At 63.0% G+C, this 22,824-nt stretch carries 21 protein-coding genes; 8 read left to right on the forward strand and 13 right to left on the reverse strand.

The annotated features are described in order from the left end of the window. The 4 genes from petA to E5W87_RS04675 all read left to right on the forward strand — a co-directional run. Positions 1 to 457 (forward strand): ubiquinol-cytochrome c reductase iron-sulfur subunit (gene petA / locus E5W87_RS04660; RefSeq protein ID WP_292394480.1); only part of this gene is annotated, 457 nt, incomplete at its 5' end. A 17-nt stretch (positions 458 to 474) separates the two neighbouring features. Then, on the forward strand, positions 475 to 1,779 hold the full coding sequence (locus tag E5W87_RS04665) for a cytochrome b N-terminal domain-containing protein (protein WP_292394482.1): 1,305 nt from the start codon (positions 475 to 477) through the stop codon (positions 1,777 to 1,779). A gap of 89 nt (positions 1,780 to 1,868) precedes the next feature. Continuing rightward, positions 1,869 to 2,741 carry a cytochrome c1 gene (locus tag E5W87_RS04670; protein WP_292394484.1) on the forward strand — a complete coding sequence of 291 codons (873 nt, stop codon included), beginning with the start codon at positions 1,869 to 1,871 and terminating at the stop codon, positions 2,739 to 2,741. A 202-nt stretch (positions 2,742 to 2,943) separates the two neighbouring features. Further along, a complete protein-coding gene (locus E5W87_RS04675) occupies positions 2,944 to 3,489 on the forward strand; it encodes an adenine phosphoribosyltransferase (RefSeq protein ID WP_292394486.1) in 546 nt (181 codons plus the stop codon). Positions 3,490 to 3,538: 49 nt separating this feature from the next. On the opposite strand, the gene E5W87_RS04680 is transcribed toward E5W87_RS04675, so the two are convergent. The 6 genes from E5W87_RS04680 to E5W87_RS04705 all read right to left on the reverse strand — a co-directional run bounded on the left by E5W87_RS04680 (position 3,539) and on the right by E5W87_RS04705 (position 8,416). Beyond that, entirely contained in the window at positions 3,539 to 4,009 is a 471-nt protein-coding gene (locus E5W87_RS04680) for a MaoC family dehydratase (RefSeq protein ID WP_292394488.1), read from the reverse strand. Next, entirely contained in the window at positions 4,006 to 4,476 is a 471-nt protein-coding gene (locus E5W87_RS04685) for a MaoC family dehydratase (protein ID WP_292394490.1), read from the reverse strand. The genes E5W87_RS04680 and E5W87_RS04685 overlap by 4 nt, the downstream gene beginning before the upstream one ends. A gap of 146 nt (positions 4,477 to 4,622) precedes the next feature. Then, positions 4,623 to 5,597: a magnesium/cobalt transporter CorA gene (gene corA, locus E5W87_RS04690; RefSeq protein ID WP_292394492.1), complete on the reverse strand. Its 975-nt coding sequence runs from the start codon at positions 5,595 to 5,597 to the stop codon at positions 4,623 to 4,625. Positions 5,598 to 5,816: 219 nt separating this feature from the next. Then, on the reverse strand, positions 5,817 to 6,920 hold the full coding sequence (gene ychF, locus E5W87_RS04695; RefSeq protein WP_292394495.1) for a redox-regulated ATPase YchF: 1,104 nt from the start codon (positions 6,918 to 6,920) through the stop codon (positions 5,817 to 5,819). A gap of 97 nt (positions 6,921 to 7,017) precedes the next feature. Further along, a complete protein-coding gene (pth, locus tag E5W87_RS04700) occupies positions 7,018 to 7,749 on the reverse strand; it encodes an aminoacyl-tRNA hydrolase (RefSeq protein WP_292394497.1) in 732 nt (243 codons plus the stop codon). Positions 7,750 to 7,771: 22 nt separating this feature from the next. After that, entirely contained in the window at positions 7,772 to 8,416 is a 645-nt protein-coding gene (locus E5W87_RS04705) for a 50S ribosomal protein L25/general stress protein Ctc (RefSeq protein ID WP_292394499.1), read from the reverse strand. Between the two features lie 526 nt (positions 8,417 to 8,942). On the opposite strand from E5W87_RS04705, the gene E5W87_RS04710 reads away from it, so the two are divergent. The 3 genes from E5W87_RS04710 (at position 8,943) to E5W87_RS04720 (ending at position 13,986) form a co-directional block, all read left to right on the forward strand. Then, positions 8,943 to 9,314: a DUF1194 domain-containing protein gene (locus E5W87_RS04710; RefSeq protein ID WP_292394501.1), complete on the forward strand. Its 372-nt coding sequence runs from the start codon at positions 8,943 to 8,945 to the stop codon at positions 9,312 to 9,314. 365 nt (positions 9,315 to 9,679) lie between these two features. Beyond that, entirely contained in the window at positions 9,680 to 10,786 is a 1,107-nt protein-coding gene (locus E5W87_RS04715) for an efflux RND transporter periplasmic adaptor subunit (RefSeq protein WP_292394562.1), read from the forward strand. Further along, positions 10,783 to 13,986 (forward strand): efflux RND transporter permease subunit, encoded by a 3,204-nt coding sequence (locus E5W87_RS04720; RefSeq protein WP_292394503.1) that lies wholly within the window; start codon positions 10,783 to 10,785, stop codon positions 13,984 to 13,986. The genes E5W87_RS04715 and E5W87_RS04720 overlap by 4 nt, the downstream gene beginning before the upstream one ends. Before the next feature lie 235 nt (positions 13,987 to 14,221). On the opposite strand, the gene E5W87_RS04725 is transcribed toward E5W87_RS04720, so the two are convergent. Continuing rightward, positions 14,222 to 15,472 (reverse strand): MFS transporter, encoded by a 1,251-nt coding sequence (locus E5W87_RS04725; protein ID WP_292394505.1) that lies wholly within the window; start codon positions 15,470 to 15,472, stop codon positions 14,222 to 14,224. Positions 15,473 to 15,595: 123 nt separating this feature from the next. Between E5W87_RS04725 and E5W87_RS04730 the strand changes: the two genes are divergently transcribed. Beyond that, positions 15,596 to 16,480 (forward strand): helix-turn-helix transcriptional regulator, encoded by an 885-nt coding sequence (locus E5W87_RS04730; protein ID WP_292394507.1) that lies wholly within the window; start codon positions 15,596 to 15,598, stop codon positions 16,478 to 16,480. Positions 16,481 to 16,984: 504 nt separating this feature from the next. Here the strand turns inward: E5W87_RS04730 and E5W87_RS04735 are convergent. The 6 genes from E5W87_RS04735 to lgt all read right to left on the reverse strand — a co-directional run bounded on the left by E5W87_RS04735 (position 16,985) and on the right by lgt (position 22,760). Further along, positions 16,985 to 17,920: a ribose-phosphate pyrophosphokinase gene (locus tag E5W87_RS04735; RefSeq protein WP_065011960.1), complete on the reverse strand. Its 936-nt coding sequence runs from the start codon at positions 17,918 to 17,920 to the stop codon at positions 16,985 to 16,987. A 155-nt stretch (positions 17,921 to 18,075) separates the two neighbouring features. Further along, complete coding sequence (locus E5W87_RS04740; protein WP_292394509.1) at positions 18,076 to 18,687, reverse strand: hypothetical protein; 612 nt, start codon at positions 18,685 to 18,687, stop codon at positions 18,076 to 18,078. 54 nt (positions 18,688 to 18,741) lie between these two features. Then, positions 18,742 to 19,893: a Xaa-Pro peptidase family protein gene (locus E5W87_RS04745; protein WP_292394511.1), complete on the reverse strand. Its 1,152-nt coding sequence runs from the start codon at positions 19,891 to 19,893 to the stop codon at positions 18,742 to 18,744. Beyond that, positions 19,893 to 20,687, reverse strand: a complete 795-nt coding sequence (gene pgeF / locus E5W87_RS04750) for a peptidoglycan editing factor PgeF (RefSeq protein WP_292394514.1) — start codon at positions 20,685 to 20,687, stop codon at positions 19,893 to 19,895. The genes E5W87_RS04745 and pgeF overlap by 1 nt, the downstream gene beginning before the upstream one ends. A gap of 133 nt (positions 20,688 to 20,820) precedes the next feature. Then, positions 20,821 to 21,909, reverse strand: coding sequence for a class I SAM-dependent methyltransferase (locus tag E5W87_RS04755; RefSeq protein WP_292394516.1), 1,089 nt, complete (start codon positions 21,907 to 21,909; stop codon positions 20,821 to 20,823). Continuing rightward, positions 21,906 to 22,760 (reverse strand): prolipoprotein diacylglyceryl transferase, encoded by an 855-nt coding sequence (lgt, locus tag E5W87_RS04760; protein ID WP_292394518.1) that lies wholly within the window; start codon positions 22,758 to 22,760, stop codon positions 21,906 to 21,908. The genes E5W87_RS04755 and lgt overlap by 4 nt, the downstream gene beginning before the upstream one ends. Positions 22,761 to 22,824 lie beyond the last annotated feature (64 nt).

The raw sequence follows: 22,824 nt of genomic DNA on the forward strand, positions 1-22,824 counted from the left end.
CGATCAGATGCGCCCGGATGCCTCGACGCTGGCGCTGGCCTCGGTCGAGGTCGACGTCTCCTCGCTGACGCCGGGAACGTCGCTTGTCGTGAAATGGCGCGGCAAGCCGGTGGTCGTGCGCAACCGCACCGAACAAGAGATGAAGGACGGCGAGGCGGTCAATTTGGCCCAGCTCAAGGATCCGATCGCCCGCAACGCCAATCTGCCGGCCGACGCACCGGCGACCGACGCCAACCGGACCACGCCGGGCAAGGAAGCCTGGATGGTGATGGTCCAGGTCTGCACCCATCTCGGCTGCATTCCGCTCGGCCAGGAAGGCGAGTTCGGCGGCTGGTTCTGCCCATGCCACGGCTCGGTGTACGACACCGCCGGCCGCGTCCGGGCGGGGCCGGCGCCGGAGAACATGGCGGTGCCGGTGTTCCAGTTCATTTCCGACACCAAGATCCGTATCGGCTGAGGCTAGGGGATATTTCGATGAGCGAGGGACACTCGACCTATACGCCCAAGACCGGTATCGGACGCTGGTTCGACGCCCGCATGCCGCTGCCGCGGCTGGTCTATGACAGCTTCGTCGCCTATCCGGTGCCGCGCAACCTTAACTATGCGTGGACCTTCGGCGGCATCCTGGCGATCATGCTGACGGCGCAGATCCTGACCGGCATCGTACTGGCCATGCACTATGCGGCGGACAGCGCTCTCGCCTTCGATTCGGTCGAGAAGATCATGCGCGACGTGAATTCCGGCTGGCTGCTGCGTTACATGCATTCGAACGGCGCGTCGTTCTTCTTCGTCGCCGTCTACATCCACATCTTCCGCGGGCTCTACTATGGTTCCTACAAGGCGCCGCGCGAGCTTCTGTGGATCCTCGGCTGCATCATCTACCTCCTGATGATGGCGACAGGCTTCATGGGCTACGTGCTGCCCTGGGGGCAGATGAGCTTCTGGGGCGCGACGGTCATCACCGGCTTCTTCAGCGCCATCCCGCTGGTCGGCGACTGGATCCAGCAGCTTTTGCTCGGCGGCTTCGCCGTCGACAACCCGACGCTGAACCGCTTCTTTTCACTGCATTATCTTCTGCCGTTCATGATCGCCGGCGTCGTCGTGCTGCATATATGGGCGCTGCATGTGGTCGGCCAGTCGAACCCGACCGGCATCGAGGTCAAGTCGAAGACCGACACCGTCGCCTTCACCCCTTACGCGACCATCAAGGACGCGTTCGGGATGCTCGTATTCCTGTTCATCTTCGCCTATTTCGTCTTCTACCTGCCGAACTATCTCGGCCACCCGGACAACTACACAGTCGCCAATCCGCTGAAGACGCCCGCCCATATCGTGCCGGAATGGTACTTCCTGCCGTTCTACGCGATCCTGCGCGCCATCACCTTCAATATCGGGCCGATCAACTCCAAGCTCGGTGGCGTGCTTTGCATGTTCGGCGCCATCGCCATGCTGTTCCTGGTGCCGTGGCTCGACACCTCAAAGGTCCGTTCGGCGGTCTACCGGCCCTGGTACAAGCTGTTCTTCTGGCTGTTCGTGATCGATGCCGTCCTGCTTGGCTGGCTGGGTTCGCAGCCGGCCGAAGGCAGCTATGTCTTCATGGCGCAGATGGCGACATTGTTCTATTTCGCCTTCTTCCTGGTCGTGCTGCCAGTGCTCGGCCTGATCGAGACGCCGCGGCGGTTGCCGAATTCGATCACCGAGGCGGTGCTCGAGAAGAACAAGGGTGGCGGCGGCGGACATCCGGCTCGCGCGACAGCCGCACCGGAAACCAAGGGCTGAGCATGATCCCGAAAAGTGGAGACCGTTTTTCGGACAGGATCATGCTCGAGACGACGACAGCGCGGCAGAGAATCTCAAGGGGATTTGGCATGAAGACGATTCTCACCTCGCTGGCGCTGCTCGGCCTTGTGTTGGCGGGCACTGCAGCCGCGACCACCGGGGCCACCGCCCAGGAAGAGGCGCACAACGAAGCCGCGCCGACGCATTTCCCGATACACGAGCCGAAGGAGATGGACTGGAGCTTCGCCGGGCCGTTCGGCACCTACGACAAGACACAGTTGCAGCGCGGGCTGAAGGTCTACAAGGAAGTCTGCGCGGCCTGCCATTCGATGAATTTGGTGGCGTTCCGCACGCTGGAAGATCTTGGCTATTCGGAAGCGCAGGTCAAGGCGCTGGCGGCCGAGTACACCATCAATGATGGTCCCAACGATGCCGGCGACATGTTCGATCGTCCCGGCATACCGTCCGACCATTTTCCGGCACCGTTCCCCAACGAGCAGGCAGCAGCAGCCGCCAATGGCGGGGCTGCCCCGCCCGACATGTCGCTGCTGGCCAAGGCGCGCGGCGTCACGCGCGGCTTTCCGCGTTTCGTCTTCGACATCTTCACGCAATACGCGCAGGGCGGTCCCGACTATATCCACTCGCTGCTGACCGGCTATGACGAGCAGCCGCCGGCGGGCATGGAGATACCGGAAGGCACGCACTACAATCCGTACTTCATAGCCGGCGTTTCGCTGAAGATGCCCAAGCCGCTTTCCGACGATCAGGTGACCTATGACGACGGCTCGCCGCAGACGGTCGACCAATATTCCCGCGACGTGTCGGCCTTCCTGATGTGGGCAGCCGAGCCGCATCTGGAAGCCCGCAAGAAGACCGGTTTTCGCGTGCTGGTCTTCCTGTTGCTGTTCGGGGCGCTGGTCTACCTGACCAAGCGCAAGGTGTGGGCCGGCGTGGCGCACTGAGCTACGGAATGTCACGAGGGGAAGGGGCGTCGAAAGACGCCCTTTTGCATTTCCGAAAGCCTTCTCCAGTCGTTTGCCGGACAATTTTCTTCCAGGCCGGTCACATCGCGGTAGCCGTCGTCGGCCGCGCCGGGTTACGATCGGCCAAAGTTCCTTTCACGCCTTAAGCCGAATCCGACGAATGGCCCCGGAGAGCCGCCCCATGAAACCTTCGCTCGAAGACACGCTGCTTGCAGCGATCCGCACCATTCCGGACTATCCCAGGCCGGGCATCCTGTTTCGCGACATCACCACGCTGCTCGGCAATGCGCGCGCCTTCCGCCGCGCCATCGACGAGCTGGTGCATCCCTATGCCGGCCAGAAGGTCGACAAGATCGCCGGCATCGAGGCGCGCGGCTTCATCCTTGGCGGCGCCATCGCCCACCAGCTCTCGGCCGGCTTCGTGCCGATCCGCAAGAAGGGCAAGCTGCCTTACGAGACGGTGCGCGTCGCCTACAGCCTCGAATACGGGCTGGACGAGATGGAGATGCACAAGGATGGCGTGTCGCCGGGCGAGAAGGTCATCCTGGTCGACGACCTGATCGCCACGGGCGGCACGGCGGCGGCGGCGGTCCAGCTGTTACGGCAGATCGGCGCCGACATTATCGCCGCCTGCTTCGTCATCGACCTGCCGGACCTCGGCGGCCGCGAAAAGCTCGAAGCGCTCGGCGTGCCGGTCAGGACGCTGATCGGGTTCGAAGGACATTGAGAGAGCGCGGCTCTTCCTTCTCCTCTTGTGGGAGAAGGAAAAAGGTTCCTCACCCCACCTTCACCAGCACGGCACTTTCGAACTCGATGACCTTGTCGCCGGTCGAATCGAAGGCCTCCGAGCGAAGCGTGAGCAACCGCCAGCCTGGCCGTGACATGATGGGGCGATGGGCAAGCGCGGTGCGGGTGAAGGTCACGGTTTCTCCGGCATAGACGGGCTTCAGCCATTTGAGGTTCTTGAAGCCGGGCGAGGGGCCGAATTCGGGCGCCGGCCCAGCTCCGGCCCACCGGGCGCCGTCGGCCTCCACGCCGGTCTCGAGGTTCAATTTCATCCAGGTTGCAGCTGTGTGCCAGCCCGAGGCGCACAGGCCGCCGAACACGCTTCTCTTCGCCGCCTCTTCGTCGAGATGGAATATCTGCGGATCGTATTTCCTGGCGAACGCCCTGATCGCCTCGGATTCGAATTTATGCGACCCGAGCGTGACGGTGACGCCGATGCAGAAGAACTCGTCCAATGTCATGAGAGGCCCTGTGCGGCATCACGCGCGAGGAACATGACGGTGTTCTCGAGTTCGAAGACGCCTTCGCCACGCTGGTTGAAAAGCTCGCTGCGCATGGTGACGAGGCCGAGTTGGGGTTTCGATCTGGACAGGCGCTTGGCAAGGACGGTGGTGTTGCCGCTCAAGATGTCGCCGGCCAACACCGGCTTCTTCCATCGGACCTGGTCGACACCGGGGGCGCCTTGCGAGGTCGAGTCCAGCAGGAAGGCGTCGCATAGCATGCGCATGAACATCGCGCAGGTGTGCCAGCCGGAGGCCGCCAGCCCGCCAAGGATGCTGGCCTTGCCCGCCGCCTCGTCGAGATGCATCGGCTGCGCATCGAACTCTTGCGCGAATTCGATGATCTCGGCCGCACTCACCAGCTTCGTGCCGAGGTCGAGCGAGGCGCCCTCGACGAAATCCTCATAGGCCCAACTCTTTCCGGTCATGGTCTGGAATCCGGTTCAACATTGTACGATCGCAACGGATCGGGGTTCCCGGATGCAAGCGGGGCGGGATTTGGTCAAGTAATTTCTGGTGCACCAGGCCATCGCGCCCAACAGAACAGCCAACGGAAACAGAAAGTCTGAAGGCTCTACAACCAGCCGCGGCGGCGGAAATACCAGAAGGGCAGGATCGCCGATAGGATCATCAAGCCGATGGCGAATGGGTAGCCGAACTGCCATTTGAGCTCGGGTATGATATCGAAATTCATACCGTAAATCGAAGCGACCAGCGTCGGCGGCAGAAAGATGACCGCGGCGACGGAGAAGATCTTGATGATGGCGTTCTGCTCGATCGAGATCATACCGAGCGTCGCGTCGAGCAGGAAGCTGATCTTCTGCGACAGGAAGGTGGCATGGTCGGCGAGCGACAGCACGTCGCGCGACAAGGTCTTGATACGCGCGCGAATGTCCTTGCTCATCTTGGTCTGGGTCGAGGCGTGGGCGAGGAAGCCGGCGAGCCGCTGCAACGAGATCAGGCTGTCGCGGATCGAGGAGGCGATGTCCTCCTTGCGACCGATGGCCTTGAGCAATTCCTGGAAGTCGCGGTTGCGCTTGGAGACCTTGGTCGAGCGCGCTTCGAAGATGTCGCGCGAAATCGCCTCGATGTCGCGGCCGGCGCGCTCCAGAATGTCGGCGAGGCGGTCGACGATCGCCTCCAGCAGGCCGATCAGGATGGTGTCGCCGCTGGTGCAGCCGGTCGCCACCTTCTCGGCGCGCAGCGGAAAGGTCTTGAAGGCTTTGGGTTCGTGATAGCGCACGGTAATCAGCCTGTTGCCGGCCAGCACGAAGGTGACCGGCGACATCAGGGGATCGTCGACCTCGGTCTGGGCCGGCAGCGTGGCGGTCATGAAATAGGCGCCGTCCTCGACATAGAGGCGGCTGGAAATCTCGATTTCCTCCATCTCCTCGCGCGTCGGAATGGCAACACCGAGCCAAGTCTCGATGGCCGTTTCCTCTTCCTTGGTAGGGTTCATAAGGTCGGCCCAGACGACCTTATCGCTGTTTGCCAAGAGATCGTCAGCGAGGCGCAGGCGATCATTGTCCACGACGAATGCCTTGATCATCGCCGGGTCTCCCTTGCTGTGGCCAAAAGGATGGGTTCGAGCGGGCGTGTCGTTTCGGATTGCACGGGACAGGCTTTCGACGAAAGCGCGGGCCGGTGCAGACGCCCCTTAGACCGGGCATTGCGGGCAGTCAAGCCACGCGGAGGCAGCCTTTGCGACGTGCACGAGGCTGTGATCGCGCCGGTGCCCGTGACGGCTGCCGGCGCGCCGTCGGTCAGGTCAGGTGTTGAACTTGAACAGCATGATGTCGCCGTCCTGGACGACATATTCCTTGCCTTCGTCGCGCGCCTTGCCGGCTTCCTTGGCCGCCACTTCGCCGCCCAGCGTGATGAAGTCGTTGTAGGCGATGGTCTGGGCGCGGATGAAGCCACGCTCGAAATCGGTGTGGATGACGCCAGCCGCCTGCGGCGCCTTGGCGCCCTTGTGCACGGTCCAGGCGCGCGTCTCCTTCGGCCCGACGGTGAAATAGGTGATGAGCTGCAAAAGCTCGTAGCCGGCGCGGATCACCTTGTTCAGGCCCGGTTCCTCAAGACCCAGCGTGGCGAGGAACTCCATTTCCTCTTCATCGCTGAGCTGCGCGACCTCGGCTTCGATCGCCGCGGAAATCACCACGGTGCGGGCGCCTTGCGCAGCAGCCATCTGTTCGACTGCATTGGTGTGCGCATTGCCGGTGGCGGCGTCGGCCTCGGCGACATTGCAGACATAGAGCACGGGGTGCGACGTCAGCAGGTTCAGCCCCTGCAGGATGCGCAGATCCTCAGGCGCGATGCCGTTGAGCAGGATGCGGGCGGGCTTGCCGGCCTGCAGGAGTTCAAGCGCGGCTTCCATCATCGGAAGCACGGTCATCGCCTCCTTGTCCTTGCCGGAAGCGCGCTTGCGGAACTGCACGATGCGGCGCTCAAGGCTGTCGAGATCGGCGAGCATCAGCTCGGTCTCGACGGTCTCGGCGTCAGCGACGGGATCGATGCGGCCCTCGACATGGGTGATGTCGTCATCCTCGAAGCAGCGGAGCACATGGACAATGGCGTCGACCTCACGGATGTTGGCCAGGAACTGGTTGCCCAGCCCTTCGCCTTTCGAGGCGCCGCGCACCAGGCCGGCGATGTCGACGAAGGAGATGCGGGTCGGGATGATCTCCTTCGACTTGCCGATCGCCGCGATCTTCTGCAGGCGTGGGTCGGGCACCGCTACCTCACCGGTGTTTGGTTCGATGGTGCAGAACGGATAGTTGGCGGCCTGCGCCGCCGCCGTCCTGGTCAGCGCGTTGAAAAGCGTCGACTTGCCGACGTTGGGCAAGCCAACGATGCCGCATTTGAAACCCATTTTTATCCGGTCCTATCGGGAAATCGAAATTTGATGAGGGCTATGGGCGAAAGGGGTGACGAACGTCAAGCCCTTCGGCTCCGATCCGTCGCGAGGCCTAATCCTTGCCGCCGAAGAGCTTCTTCAGCATGGCGGCCATCGGGCCGGTTTGAGGCAGCTTGACCGCCGGCTGCTGCGGCCGCGCCTGACGGACGTGACTCTGCTGTTTTGCACCCTGTTGTTTTTGCCCGGGCTTTTCCGGCTCGGGCGCAGCACCGGTCTTGCGCTGGACGGCAACGCTGACCTTGTTCATGAAGCCGGACTCATCACCCCTGACGATCAAGTCGGCATGATCACCGATGGCTTCGAGCAGCGGCTCCAGCCATTCGCGATCGGCCTTGGCGAAATCGCCAAGCACATGATGCTGGACGAATTCCTTGACGCCGGGGTGGCCGACGCCGATGCGCACGCGGCGGTAAGCGTTGCCGACGTGGCCGTCGATCGAGCGGATGCCATTGTGACCACCGGCACCGCCGCCAGTCTTCACGCGGACCTTAGCGTCGGCGAGGTCGATCTCGTCATAGAAGACGGTGAGCGCCGAGGGGGTGAGCTTGTAGAAGCGCAGCGCTTCGCCGATCGACTGGCCGGAATTGTTCATGAAGGTCTGCGGCTTGATCAGGATGATCTTTTCGCCGGCAAGCGTGCCTTCGGCGATCAGGCCCTGGAACTTCTTCGACCAGGGCGAAAAGGAATGGCGGCGGGCGATTGCGTCCGCCGCCATGAAGCCGACATTGTGCCGATTGTTGGCGTATTTCGCGCCCGGATTGCCGAGGCCTGCAAATAGCAGCATCGTCACCTCCGGGCGGAAAGGATTACTTCTCTTCGGCGGCAGGAGCCGCTTCGGGTTCAGCCGCTTCGACCGTCTCTTCCTCCGCCTCCGGCTTCATCGCCGCGGAGCCGGCAATGGTTGCGACGGTGAAGTCGCGGTCGGAGATCACCGGCTTGACGCCGGCCGGCAGCTTGACCGCCGAGATGTGGATCGAATCGCCGATATCGGTGCCGGTGAGATCGACGGTGATGAATTCCGGGATCGCATTGGCCGGGCAGTGGAACTCGACTTCGTGACGCACGATGTTGAGCACGCCGCCGCGCTTGATGCCGGGCGACTTGTCTTCATTGATGAAGTGGACCGGCACGTCGACATTGACTTCGGTGTCCTTGCCGATGCGCAGGAAGTCGACATGGACCGGGAAATCCTTGACCGGGTCGAGCTGGAAGTCCTTGGGCAGGACCTGGATCTTCTTGCCGTCGACATCGATCGTGGCGATCGTGGTCAGGAACCCGCCGCCATGGATCTTGTAGTAGATGTCCTTGTAGGTCAGCGCAATCGCCAGGGGAGGCTGCTTGTCGCCGTAGATTACTGCAGGCACTTTACCGTTACGGCGAACTGCACGGGCGGACCCCTTACCGACCTGTTCGCGCGCTTCGGCCTTGAGCTCGTAAGAAGCTTGGCTCATGGCATTTCCTTTCGCGTTGTTCTGGAGCGTTCGCGGCCGGCGAGGTGCCTGGGCCGTAAACGTCGAAAGCCGTCATGGCCTTACATGATCTGGTCCAAAATCTTTTTTGGGATCACGCAGGCCCGGACAGCCTTCCGCCGCGTTGCCTCCAAGGGTGTCTACGCGGGTGGCGGCTCTATAGCGGAAGGTGGGGCGAGGTGCAAGCCGTGGTGGGCGTGGCGGCATTTCGCTGAATTTCGGCATTTGCGCCAGAAGCGGTCATCCGCCCGCAGTTCTCGAATGACCGCAGTGGGGCCGGAAGCGGACGGTCCGGTTCTGGGACCAACTAGCCAGAAAGGTGCCATTCCGCTGGCGCCCCATCTTGGCCGCAACGACGTTACTTGCCGTTGCCTGAAAACAACTGCGGCGCCGCGTTGGCCGCCTTGCGCCAGCACCTGCCTCTTGACGCTTCCGGCCGCGATACGCTCCTACCAATCGGTCATCATGCGTGTGGCCGAAGGCGGGTGACGAGTGTGGCGAGTTCCGCTTGACGGTATGTGTTGGTTTTGGCGAATACCTCTTTGAGCTGGGTGCGCGCGGTTTCGCGGCTGACGCCGAGTGCAATTGTCGCCGCAGCATCCTGCCGGTTGACCAACCGGATGGACGCGCCGAGATGATGTCCTTCATTCCATGCTTCGCTGGTCGGAGAAAACCCGAACGGGCACGAGGCGTGCTATTCGCTCTGGCGGTGAGCCTGACAACGTCGCTGTCGGCCACGGCGGAGCAGGTTTCCTCGGTGGATCTCGAACTGGTTCTTTGTGTCAATGTATCGTCTTCAATGAGCGAGACGGCACAACGGCTGCAGCGGGAGGGATATGTCAACGCACTGCTCGATGCCGCGGTGTTGCAGTCCATTTGAATACGGCCGGCGTGGTAATGCCCATATCGGTCTCCTTCGACCAATATGAATCATAAACCGTCCATCAAAGGAATCCTGAATCCTTTAAATCGCGACTGGCTTTAGCCCGGTGGCGGGGCAGCCACAGGGTGGACATTTCAGCCCACATGGAAAATGATCATGTTGCCATGCACAACACTGCAGTGCTCTGATCTCGACGAAAGCCTGAGCGTAGAAGCGGATCAACCGACCTCCGGGTCCAGCGAGCGAGGACGCAAATGGACACCCCAGAGAATGGGCAATTGCATCGCGACGCGGGCGGGCGACCCTGTCGATCGTCCGGCTGGCTTGCCCGCGCCGCCGTGTCGGCGGCATTCCTGCTCGGCATGGCTTTCAGCAGCACTGCGTTTGCGCAGGACCAGCAGCTACCCGTGGTGACGGCGGCCAAGCCGGTGTTCCGTGAAATCGTCGAAGACGACGAGTTCGTCGGGCGCTTCGAAGCCGTCGACCAGGTCGCCATCCGTTCGCGCGTCAGCGGCTATCTGGACAAGGTCAGCTTCCAGGACGGCGCACTGGTCAACAAGGGCGACCTGCTCTTCACCATCGACCAGCGTCCGTACCAGGCGGCTTATGATGCCGCCAAGTCGCAAGTGGACGTCGCCAAGAGTCTGCTCGAATTCTCCAAGATGCAGCTGGATCGCGCCGACGAACTCGCCAAGACCGGCAATATCTCAACCGCGACGGTCGACGACCGCCGGCGGGAATACCTTTCGGCGCAGGCGCAGATGCAGGGCGCGACGGCTGCGCTGACGACGGCCAGCCTGAACATGGAATTCACCGAGATCAAGGCGCCCTTGTCCGGCCGCATCGACCGCCGGCTGGTGTCGGTCGGCAACCTCGTGCAGCCGGATTCCACCTTGCTGACGACCATCGTTAAGCGCGATCCGATCGACTTCTATTTCGACGTCGATGAGCGCCTGTATTTCAGCTACGCCCGCGACGCGAAGGAGCGTGGCGGCAGCATGCAGGAAGGCGCCGGCGGGCTCGAGGTGATGGTTCGCGTCGCCGACCGCGCGGAGGCGGTATTCAAAGGCAAGCTCGATTTTGCCGAGAACCGGATCGACAACGCGACCGGCACCATGCGGGTGCGTGCAAGGTTTCCCAACGCCGACGGCATTCTCCAGCCAGGCATGTTCGGGCGCATCAACGTGCCGGGGTCGCTGCCGCATAGCGGCGTGCTGGTGCCCGACGAGGCGATCGGCGCCGATCAGGATCGCCGCATCGTGTTCCTGGTGGATGAGGCCGGGACGGTGTCGGCGAAGCCCGTGCGCACCGGCCCGCTTCTCGACGGCTACCGGGTGATCCGCGGGGGCCTGACCGGCGACGAGACGATCATCGTCAACGGGCTGATGCACGCCAGGCCCGGCACCAAGGTGAAGGTCGAGATGGTGACGTTGCCGCCCAAGGCCGAGACCGCCGAGTTGCAGCAATGAGGTTCGCACATTTCTTCGTCGACCGTCCGATCTTCGCATCGGTCGTTTCGATCGTCCTGCTGATCCTCGGCGGGATTGCTTATACCCAGCTGCCGGTCGCGCAATATCCCGAGATCGCGCCGCCGACCATCGTCGTTCGCGCGCAGTATCCGGGTGCCGACGCCGAGACGGTCGCAGCGACGGTGGCAACGCCGATCGAGCAGGAGATCAACGGCGTCGAGGGCATGCTCTACATGTCGTCCTATTCGTCGGGCGACGGGGCGATGGCGCTGACCATCACCTTCAAGCTGGGCACCGATCTCGACCAGGCGCAGGTGCTGGTGCAGAACCGCGTGTCGGTCGCCGAGCCGCGCCTGCCCGAAGAAGTCCGCCGCCTCGGCATCACCACCACCAAGAGCTCGCCCGACCTGATGATGGTCGTGCACATGCTGTCGCCCGACAATACCTACGACCAGCTCTACGTCTCGAACTACGCCCGCTCGCGGGTGCGCGACATACTGCTCAGACTAGACGGCGTCGGCGACCTCATCATCTTCGGCGAACGCGAATATTCGCTGCGCATCTGGCTCGATCCGGAAAAACTGTCCGCCCTGGGGATGACCTCGGGCGATGTGGTGCAGGCGCTGCGCGACCAGAACGTCCAGGTGTCGGGCGGCTCGATCGGCGCGCCGCCGACCAGCACCGGCACGGCGTTCCAGTACACGGTCACCACGCAAGGCCGCTTCAACGACGCACGCGACTTCCGATACGTGATCGTCAAATCGACCGACGACGGCCGCCTGATCTCGCTGCAGGACGTGGCGCGCATCGAGCTCGGCGCCAAGGATTACGTCACCAACTCCTATCTCAACGGCAAACCGGCGGTGGCGCTCGCCATCTTCCAGCGGCCGGGCACCAATGCGCTAGCCGCAGCCGCGGAGATCCAGGACAAGATGAAGGAGCTTTCCCGCGACTTCCCGAAGGGGTTGAGCTACGACATCGTCTACAATCCGACCGAGTTCGTCGCCGAGTCGATCCAGGAGGTCTACAAGACAATCCTCGAGGCGATGCTGCTGGTCATCATCGTCATCATCGTCTTCCTGCAATCGTGGCGCATGGCGATCGTGCCGATCGTGGCGATCCCCGTGTCGCTGATCGGCACGCTGGCGGTGCTTTACGCCGCTGGCTTCTCGCTCAACATGCTGACGCTGTTCGGCCTCGTTCTGGCGATCGGCATCGTCGTCGACGATGCGATCGTCGTGGTCGAGAACGTCGAGCGCAATATCGCCAGAGGGCTGGCGCCCAATCCGGCGTCGCACCTGACCATGGACGAAGTTGGAACGGCGGTCATCGCGATCTCGCTGGTGCTGATAGCCGTGTTCGTACCGACAGCCTTCATCCCCGGCATTTCTGGGCAGTTCTACCTGCAGTTTGCGATCACCATCGCGGTGTCGACGGCGATCTCGGCATTCAATTCGCTGACGCTTTCGCCGGCGCTGGCCGCACTGCTGTTCAAGCCGCACCACGCCGCGGCGGCGCCGCCGCGCTTTTTCCTGGCGCGGTTCGGACGGGCGCTCGCCGACGGCTTCAATCGCGGCTTCGACAGGGTCGCCCACTGGTATTCGAGCATCATCCGCGTGCTGGTCGGCTCGTGGATAACGATCGCCGCCATGCTGGCCGTTTTCGCGGCCCTCATCTACGCCACGGTCTACATGGTGCAGGCGGTGCCGCGCGGTTTCATTCCGTCGCTCGACCAGGGCTATGCGATCGTCGTCGTCCAGTTGCCGGACGGCGCCTCGCTGTCGAGGACCGATGCGGTCATCCAGCAGGCGTCGCAGATCATCCAGAAAACGCCAGGCGTCGACTACGCAGTCGCCTTCGCCGGCTTCTCCGGCGCGACCTTCACCAACGCCAGCAACGCGGGCGTGATCTTCGCCAGGTTCAAGCCCTTTGACGAGCGACTGAAAGCCGGCCAGTCGGCGACCCAGGTCATTGGCAATCTGTTCGGCAGCCTGCAAAGCATCAAGGAAGCCTTCATTATCGCACTGCCGCCGCCGCCGATCCGCGGCGTCGGCAATGCCGGCGGCTTCAAACTGCAGATCCAGGAGCGCAACAGCGCCGACATGCGGCAGATCCTGGCGCATGCCAACGAAATCGCCGGCAAGGCCAACAAGACGCCGGGGCTGACGGGCGTGTTCACCACGTTCTCCGCGTCGAGCCCGCAATTCTTCCTGGCGATCGATCGCGACAAGGCGCGCATCCTGAACGTGCCGATCCCCAACATCTTCGAGACGCTGTCGATCAATTTGGGCACCGCCTACGTCAACGACTTCAACGCTTTCGGGCGCGTCTACCAGGTGCGGGCGCAGGCCGACAAGGCGTTCCGCCTCGATCGCGCCGACATCTTGAAACTGAAGGTGCGCTCGGCGACCGGCGCGCTGGTTCCGCTCGGCACGTTGATCGAGATCCGCGACGTCACCGGCCCGGCGCTGGTCCAGCGCTACAACATGTACGTCTCGGTGCCGCTGCAGGGCAACGCCGCGCCCGGCGTTTCCACGGGCGACGCGCTGGCATTGATGGAAGGGATCACGGCAAAGATGCTGCCGGCCGGTACCTCCTATGAATGGACCGAGCTCGCCTATCAGGAGCGCAACACCGGCAATGCCGCTGTCTATATCTTCGGACTGTCGGTGTTGTTCGTGTTCCTGGCGCTGGCGGCGCAATATGAAAGCTGGGTGCTGCCGTTCGCCATTGTGCTGGTGGTGCCGCTCGGCGTGCTTGCCGCGTTGCTCGGCGTGTCTTTCCGAGGGCTGGACAACAACATCCTCGTGCAGATCGGCCTCATCGTGCTGATCGGGCTTGCCGCCAAGAACGCGATCCTGATCGTCGAATTCGCGCGGCAGGCGCAGGAACGCGGCCTGTCGGCCGCCGAGGCTGCCGTCGAAGCCTGCCGGCTCAGGCTGCGGCCGATCCTGATGACCGCCTTCTCGTTCATCCTCGGCGTCGTGCCGCTGATGATCGCAACGGGCCCGGGCGCAGAAATGCGCCAGTCGCTCGGCACCGCGGTGTTCTCCGGCATGCTCGGCGTCACCTTCGTCGGCCTGTTCCTGACGCCGGTGTTCTACGTCACGCTCAGGTCGCTGTTTTCACGGCGCAAGCCCCGTGCCGAGGCCGAGCCTTCGGGGCCGGCAGAGGCGCCATCGGAGACGGCCGCCGAGTAGGGTTACGAATTCGCCGCTTCGGGCGCGGCTTATCACTCCAGAAAATCGGCGCGGCGCGGTAACGGCCACGATCTGCGCCGACAACCGCGACCTCCGGAGTCCTCGCTTGCGATGTCTGCTTTCAGGACGCGGCGAAGCTGATCTCTATGACCGAAACCGGCGCGCAAAGCGGACATCTCTGATGGACGGTGCAGACCGTCTGTTTTGAGTCAAAGCCGACGTTCAACCCGACCTATCATCTGTTCGCAGCACCAGCCTCCAGCTTTCTCGCTTCCCGCATGTTAGGCAAGAACACCGTCAGCAGGCCGAGCAGCGGCAAATACGAGCAGACCTGAAAGACGAAATCGATGCCTTTCATGTCGGCGACAACGCCGAGCACGGCGGCCGCGATGCCGCCCATGCCGAAGGCGAAGCCGAAGAAGATTCCGGCGATCATGCCGACGCGGCCGGGCACCAGTTCCTGCGCGAAGACGACGATGTTCGAGAAGGCCGAGGACAGGATCAGGCCGATCAGCACGGTCAGGATCATCGTCCATTCGAAATTGGCGTAGGGCAGGGCCAGCGTGAAGGGCAGCACGCCGACGATCGAGAACCAGATCATCGGCTTCTGTCCGTAGCGGTCGCCGAACGGACCGCCGAGCAAGATGCCCAGCGCCGAGGCACCGAGGAACAGGAACAGCATCACCTGCGACATCTGCACCGAAACGCCGAATTTGTCGATGGCGTAGAAGGTGTAGTAGCTGGCGAGGCTGGCGACGTAGGCGTTCTTGGTCAGCACCAGCAAGGTCAGCACTGCCAGCGCGCCCATCACCTTGTGGCGCGGAAAGGGCGAGACGAAGCCTGCCGCCTTGCGATTGGCGAGCGAGACGCGAAGGCGGCTGTACCAGCCGCCGACCCGCCACAGCACGATGATGCCGATCAGCGAGCCGACGGCAAACCAAGCTATGCTGGTCTGGCCGAAGGGCACGACGATGAAGGCAGCCAGCAGCGGCCCTATGGCCTGGCCGAGATTGCCGCCGACCTGGAACAGCGATTGCGCCAGGCCGAACCTGCCGCCCGAGGCGAAACGGGCGATGCGCGAGGATTCCGGGTGGAAGATCGCCGAACCGATGCCGATCAGCGACGCGCCGATCAGCAGCAGCGTATAATGTCCGGCATAGGCCAGCACGATCAGGCCGATCAGCGAGGCCGCCATGCCATAGGGCAGCGAATAGGGCATCGGCCGCTTGTCGGTGACCATGCCGATCAGCGGCTGCAGCAATGACGCCGTCACCTGGAAGGTGAAGGTCAAAAGGCCGATCTGCCAGAAATCGAGGCCGTAATTGTCCTTCAGCAGCGGATAGATGGCCGACAGCAGCGACTGCATGATGTCGTTGACACAATGGCAGAAGCTCACCGCAAGGATGACGGTGAAGGCCGTCGCTTGCGCCGAAGCGTGGCTGGCCGGCGCAGGCGTGGCGACGGTGGTGGCTGTCGTGTCGGTCAAGGCGTGCTCCGTGGTCTTTTTGGCGGGCGCTCCCGCAGGCATAGCCGGTTGCCTTATAAGTCACTTGCCGGGCGACTTCTTTCGTGGTTTGGTCCAATAGTTTCGCGAGTGGGCCATTACCCAATGCCGCACGGCAATGAAATCTTCAAAGCGGGCGACACCGATCTCGGGCAGTTGCATGAGCGCCGCTGGCAGTGGCTGGAGCAGGCCGTCGGGCCGGCCGTGGCCCTGCCGACCGAATATCCCGACGGCTACCACGTGCCGCAGCACCGCCATAGCCGCAGCCAGTTGCTGCATGCGCTTGTCGGCGTTGTGCTGGTGACGACGCGACATGGGCGCTGGATGGTGCCGCCCGATCATGCCATGTGGATGCCCGCCGGCACCGAACATTCCGTCGAGATGCTTGGCGACGTCAGCATGCGCTCGGTCTACGTGGTGCCGGACGCCATTGTGGGGCTGCCGCATGGGCTGCGCGTCGTCGGCATCACCGATCTGATGCACAGCCTGATCGTGGAATCGGAAAAGCTGCCACAGGGCGCCGAGCTGGAAGGGCGCGGTGGACTGATCATGAGCCTCCTGCTGCATGAAATTCCTAACCTGCCGGAACGGCCGCTCGGCCTGCCTTTTCCTTCAGATCCAAGGCTTGCGGCGCTGTGCCGGCGCTTCGTCGCAGCACCCTCGCCACATGCGACGATCGACGAATGGGCCGATATCGTCGGCATGAGCCGCCGTTCCTTCACGCGTGCCTTTCATCGCCAGACCGGATTGTCGCTGTCGACATGGCGCCAGCAGGCCTGCCTGTTCGCGGCATTGCCGCGGCTGGCCGATGGCGAGCCGATCACCAGGGTGGCGCTCGATCTCGGCTATGACAGCGTGCCGGCCTTCATCACCATGTTCAAGCGCATGCTGGGAGCATCGCCGCGCGGCTATATGCGCGGCGCGCGCGACAGCGTCGAAGTAGCTCGTCGCCTGATCGGCCCGGTTCGGCTAGAAAGCCCGGCGCCGTAGGCTGGGCTTGGACTCTCTCGACTATTTTGGCCGAGCCGTCTTGTGGTGAAAGGCCTGGCTGGGCTGCGACTTCTTGACAGCAGTCAGGCTTGCCTCATCATGGATGACCGTTTCTTCGATGTCCCAAGCCTGTCCCGGAAGGTTGCTGGAAGGTGGAGTATCCAACGTTGGGAGCGCTGCATTTATTTTGTTAATGGCCCAGACCAAGCCGCATAGTGCCGATGTAGGCCGCAAGACACCCAAGCATGGATTTCAGGCCTATATTGTCGGCTATCCAGTGCGTTGCCGACAGGCCGAAGGCCAGGAGGGACAACCCCGAAAAGAGTAAAACGTATAAAAGGCCAAGCGCAATTCGGTAGGGCGCGGGGTGGTTTGCTGCATTCAACATGCCGCCAATTTAGCCTACAAAATGCTGAAAAGTGATCAAAGCCAAAAATAGAATTTGAACGACAACGGGTCCAATTCCGCTTGTCATTCACTCGTCAAAAGCTCCGCAGGAGGCTTCTAGTCGAACAGGCTCGATACCGATTCCTCGGTCGCGGTGCGCGAGATCGCCTCGCCCATCAGGTCGGCGATGGAGATGACGCGGATGTTGCTGGCGTCGAGCACCGCTTGGGTCGGCTGGATGGAATCGGTGATAACCAGTTCCTGCAGCTTCGAGGCGCCGATGCGGGCGATGGCGCCGCCGGACAAAACGCCGTGGGTGGTGTAGGCGGTGACGCTGGTGGCGCCGCCGGCAAGCAGCGCATCGGCCGCATTGCACAAGGTACCGCCCGAATCGATGATGTCGTCGATCAGCAGGCAATCCTTGCCGCGCACGTCGCCGATAACGTTCATGACTTCCGATTCGCCGGGGCGCTCGCGACGCTTGTCGACGATGGCGAGCTGGGCATCGATGCGCTTGGCGAGCGCGCGGGCGCGGACCACGCCGCCGACATCCGGCGACACGACCATGACATTGGCAAGCTGCTTGTATTTCGCCTTCACGTCACGGGCCATGACCGGCACCGAGAAGAGATTGTCGGTCGGGATGTCGAAAAAGCCTTGGATCTGGCCGGCGTGGAGATCCAGCGTCAATACCCGATCGACGCCCGCCCGCGTGATCATGTTGGCGACCAGCTTGGCCGAGATCGGCGTGCGGCCCGAGGCGCGGCGGTCTTGCCTGGCATAGCCGAAATAAGGAATGACCGCCGTGATGCGCTTGGCCGACGAGCGCATGAAGGCATCGATCATGATGAGCAGTTCCATCAGGTGATCGTTGGTCGGGAACGAGGTGGACTGCAGGATGAAGACATCCTCGCCGCGCACATTTTCCTGGATCTCGACAAAGATTTCCTGATCGGCGAAGCGCCTGACGCTGGCTTTGCCCAGCGGTATGTTGAGATAGCGGGCGACCGCTTCGGCCAGCACTCTGTTGGAATTGCCCGCGAAAAGCTTCATGCACCGTTCCTGGTGAAGGATGGAGACTCTGGCAGACTCTCTTGAGCCTCTTAAGTCGGGCTTTTAGCGGCCCGTGCCGGTATTGCAAGCGTCGTGATCGGGAATCCGCCGGCTAATCTCAATAAACGTCTACGGCGAGGGCGGTCTGCAACATGTCAGCCCGCTTGGCCGCCAAGCCATGTGGCAAACTGGTCGATCGTCTGGTCGGCGATCGCCTGCATGGTCTCCGGCGCGACAGCAGCCCAGCCTTCGCCACCATTGACTGACGGCGCCTTCTGCTGGCCATTGATGCGATGCAGCCGGTTGCCTGCCGGGTCATAGACATCCCAGACATAGATGACGGTGGTATCCTTACCTTCCGACATCGTCGAGAAATAGCCTTTCAGCACATGCGTTGGGGTCTGCCCAGCGCTGCCTGCCAAGGTGATGCCGCGCTGCTTGGCTCGCGTCTGAAGCTCCGCAGTCAACGGTGTCGCGGCTTCCACCGAGGCGCCGACGATCGGCGCCACCTGCAGGCGGGTTCGTGCGATGACGGCGGCGCTCTTTGCGGGCGGCACGGTCGTGGTTGCGGGTTGTGCCGTCGCGGAAGACTGGGCGGTCGTTGCAGGTGTGGTGGGCGTTGCGGTCGTGCCGGTTCCAGCCGTTGGCACAGCCTGCGTCGACTGCGGGGCGATGGCCGAGGGTTCGAGAACGTCCTTCGCATTGGTGCAGGCGGCCAGCGCCAGCGCCGCGAGCAATGACACGGTCGTCACATGCGATCGCCTCATTTGCCTCAAAACTCCCTGGCGATGAACGCCCTTTGAATCCTTATCATTATGGATTCACTGTACGATCAAGTCGAGATCATGGCGGGACAGCGGCTTCGGCTGCGATTCGGTCGTCAAATAGGTGCGGCCAAGCGTCATCGCGGTCTCGGTTTCGGAGTCCATGATGATCATGTGGGCGAACAGCGTCATGTTTGGCGCGATGGGTTCGGGATTGCCCTGATAAAACATCGGCATGTCCATCCATGACGGAGTGAAGCGGGCGCCGAGCGAATAGCCGCAGGCGTTGAGCCGGTGCTTGGTCAAATTGTGCGCCTCTAGCGTGCGGGCATGCGCGTCGAACACGTCGCCGAAGGTATTTCCGGGCGTCATCGCCTTCTCGACGGCCAGAAGTGCGGCGCGCGCCGCATCGAACAGTTCCTGGTGACGTTTCGACACCTTGCCGGTCAGCACCGTGCGCATCATCGCCGCATGGTAGTGGTGGAAGACGCCGGCCCATTCGAGCGTCAGCTGGTCGTTTTTGGTCAGCTTGCGGCGGCCGGCCTTATAGCGGCAAAGCAGTGCGTCCACCCCCGAGCCGATGATGAACTCGTTGGCCGGATAGTCGCCGCCACCGGCAAAGATCGCGCCCTGCATGGCAGCAAGGATCAAGGCTTCGTCGCCACCCTGTTTGATCAGCGGCAGGGCTGCGTCGAGCGCATCGTCGGCGAGATTCGCGGCCTTTTCCGCCTTGGCGATCTCGGCCGGGCTCTTGAACAGACGCAGCCGGCTCACGATGCCGGAAGCGTCGGCGATCTGGCCAAAGGTCTGCAATTGTTCGTCCAGGCGCCGGCCATTGTAGGCGGTCAGGCCGTGGGTGTCGTATTCGACGCCGATGCGGGCGCCGAGCAGGTCGAGGTCGTTGAGCAAATTGCGCAGGTCGATCGCCGGGTTTGCGCCGTCGCGATCGGTCCACAGCACGATGTTGTCGATGATCGAGGTGTGGCGCGCCTGGCGCAGATCGGCCGAGCGCGTGAGCAGGATCATCGAACCGTCAGCCTTCACCACCAGGCACTGGAAGAAGCAGAAGCCGAACGTATCGTAGCCGGTCAGCCAGTACATGCTCTCCTGCGCAAACAGCAGAACGGCATCGAGCTTCTTTTCGGCGATCTCGATCATCAGCCGATCGCGCCGCGCGTCAAATTCCGACCGTTCGAAATGCAGCGCCATTATTCAGTCTCCAAAACGATTGCCGAAATCTGCCGCCCGTAATCCGGCTCGTTGCGATGCGTGGTGCGCCGGTAGGAATAGAACAGATCCTCCTCGGCGTAGGTGCAGCGGCCGAGCCCGTCGGCGGTCACGCCAGCCCGGCTTAGCCGATCGACCGTATAGAGGTTCAGGTCGAACATTGCATGTCCCGACTTCGCCGACGGCGCAAAGTAGCGGATGTTGTTGGCATCGGACTCGACGAAGCGGGCGACGAATTCCGGCCCGACCTCATAGTTTTCTGGGCAGATGGAAGGACCGAGAACGGCGACGATGCGCTCGCGCCGGGCGCCGAGGTCTTCCATCGCCGCAATGGTGTTTTCCAGCACGCCTGACAAGGCGCCCTTCCAGCCGGCATGGGCTGCGCCGATGATACGCGCCTCGGCATCGGCGAACAGGACCGGTCCGCAATCGGCGGTCGAGGCGCCGACGGCGATGCCTGGCCGGTCGGTGACGATGGCGTCGGCCTTTGGCCGCTCGCCGGGAAAAGGCTCCCTGGCGAGGATGACGTCGGGCGAATGGATTTGGTGGGCGGTCAAGAGGTGGGTTGAAGGCACGCCCATCCAGTCGGCGACGCGGCGGCGATTCTCGGCTACCTGCGTCTGGTCATCGCTCGAACCGGTGCCGATGTTGAGGCCCTGATAGATGCCGCTGGAGACGCCGCCGACGCGGGTGAAATAGCCGTGGCGAATGCCTTGCGCCCGCGCTTTTTCCAGCAAGGGCGACCGAACGGGATCCGGTTTGGTCTGATTCAGCATGGCGGCGTTGTTGTCCGTGTGGGCGATTTCGTCAAGCGACAGTCCAAGATGGGCTACAGTCCAAAGATAGGCGACAGCCCAAAATTGGGCGACAGTCGGAAATTGGGAGAGTGGGAGAGGCGACAGCGAAAAGTCAATCCGCCGTTGCAAAGGGCGGAACGGCGATGCCGGCAGGCAGGACGGCAAGCACCTTGAAGAGATCACCCATGGCTTGCGGGCCGGCGAGGCGCTCGACCTCGCCTGCAATCTTTTCGCGAGCCGCCTCATCGGCGTTGGCGCCGAGCTGGCCGGCGCGTTCGAGAAGGCCCATTTCCACCAGGAATTCGCCTTGCGTGGAAAGATGGGCATCGAGGCCGTGCGCCCGCACAATCGCGGCAAGGGCGGCGAAGTCGACATGAGCGGTGAGATCGGCTTCGCCCGGATTGGCCAGCACATCTTCGTGATCGTGCTTGCGCAAGGCCTGCAACGTGTCGCCGATCGCTGGCCGGAGATAACCATAGTCGAGGAATAGGCCGGCGCCACCGAGCCCGGCCAATCGCTCAGCGATGGTCGCCATCAGCGCGGCCCGGGCCGGCGCGACCTCGACGATCGCGCCCTGTGGCGCGTTTTCGGCGTCGTTCGGCAACAGCGTCGGATCGACCGAGCCGGCGCCTGCGAAGAAGTGCAATTCGTCCGCGCTGTCGAGGCCGATCATCCGTTCGCGCCAGCCTGTTCCGGCGCGGACGAACTGGCGGATGGGCACCGCGTCGAACAATTCGTTACCGACGATGAGAAGCGGGGTCTGCGGCAGCGTGTCGATGCTTTCGTGCCAGCCGATCGTGGCCGGCGTGGCGGCAAGCGTTTGCTTTTGGACATCGGCCAGCCGCGGGCTGGTCTCGATCATGGCGAAGGATGCGCCGGCGGTCAGCGCCGGATCGAGCCGCGAAAGCGTGCGCAGCATGTCCTTCATCAGCGTGCCGCGGCCGGGGCCGATTTCGGCGATGGTGACCGGCATCAGCCGGCCGATCGCCAGCCACACTTCGTAGAGCCAGACGGCGACCAGCTCGCCGAACATCTGGCTGATCTCCGGCGCGGTGACGAAATCCCCGGCAGCCCCGAACGGCTCGCGCGTCGTATAGTAGCCGTCCTGCGGATCGAACAGGCAAAGCGTCATGTATTGATTGACGGGGATCGGCCCCGCCGCACCGATCAGCTCGACGATGCGGGTTTTCAGCCGGGTCATACCGGCTGGGGCTGTGTTAGCGGCTTTGCAGTCGCCATCGCCCAGACGCCGGCAAGCACCATTGGCAGCGACAGCACCATGCCCATGGTCAGCCAGCCGGTGCCGAGGAGATAGCCCAGCTGCTGATCGGGCTCGCGGAAGAATTCGACGAAGATGCGCGAGAGACCGTAGCCGCAAATGAAGGCGCCGCCGACGAAGCGCGGCGTCTTCAGCTTGAGCCTGGAATGGGTGAGGAAGCGCAGGACCAGGAACAGCACCAGGCCTTCGAGCAGCGCCTCGTAGAGCTGGCTGGGATGGCGCGCAAATGGCCCGCCATTGGGGAATTCGACCGCCCATGGAACATCGGTCGGCCTGCCCCAGAGTTCGGAGTTGATGAAATTCGCCACGCGGACGAGACCAAGGCCGACCGGCACGCCGGCTGCAACAACGTCGAACAGCGACCATGTGCGGATGCCGCGCGACCAGGAAAACAGCGTCATGGCGAGAATGACGCCGAGCAGGCCGCCATGAAACGACATGCCGCCCTGCCAGACGGCAAGGATATCGAGCGGGTGGGCGATGTAGCGCGGCAGGTCGTAAAACAGCACGTAGCCGGTGCGCCCGCCAAGCACCACGCCGATGGCCGCCCAGACGATGAAGTCGTCGAGATCCTCGGGCTTCATAGGCACGGTGCCGTCGGGCCAGAGTCTTGCATTGGTGACGAGCCGCTTGGCATACCACCAGGCAAACAGAATGCCGACGATGTAGCCGACACCATACCAATGCACCGCCAGCGGCCCGATCCGGACGATGACCGGGTCTATGTTGGGGAAAGGCAGGGCGGCCAGCGGCAGCATAAGATACTCGCTCAACAGGATCTCCCGGTTGCGGATCACGTTCGGGCGCGGACCATGCGGCAGTGTTTTGGCGGGGTCA

Source organism: Mesorhizobium sp. (assembly GCF_004962925.1).
Taxonomy (GTDB): domain Bacteria; phylum Pseudomonadota; class Alphaproteobacteria; order Rhizobiales; family Rhizobiaceae; genus Mesorhizobium.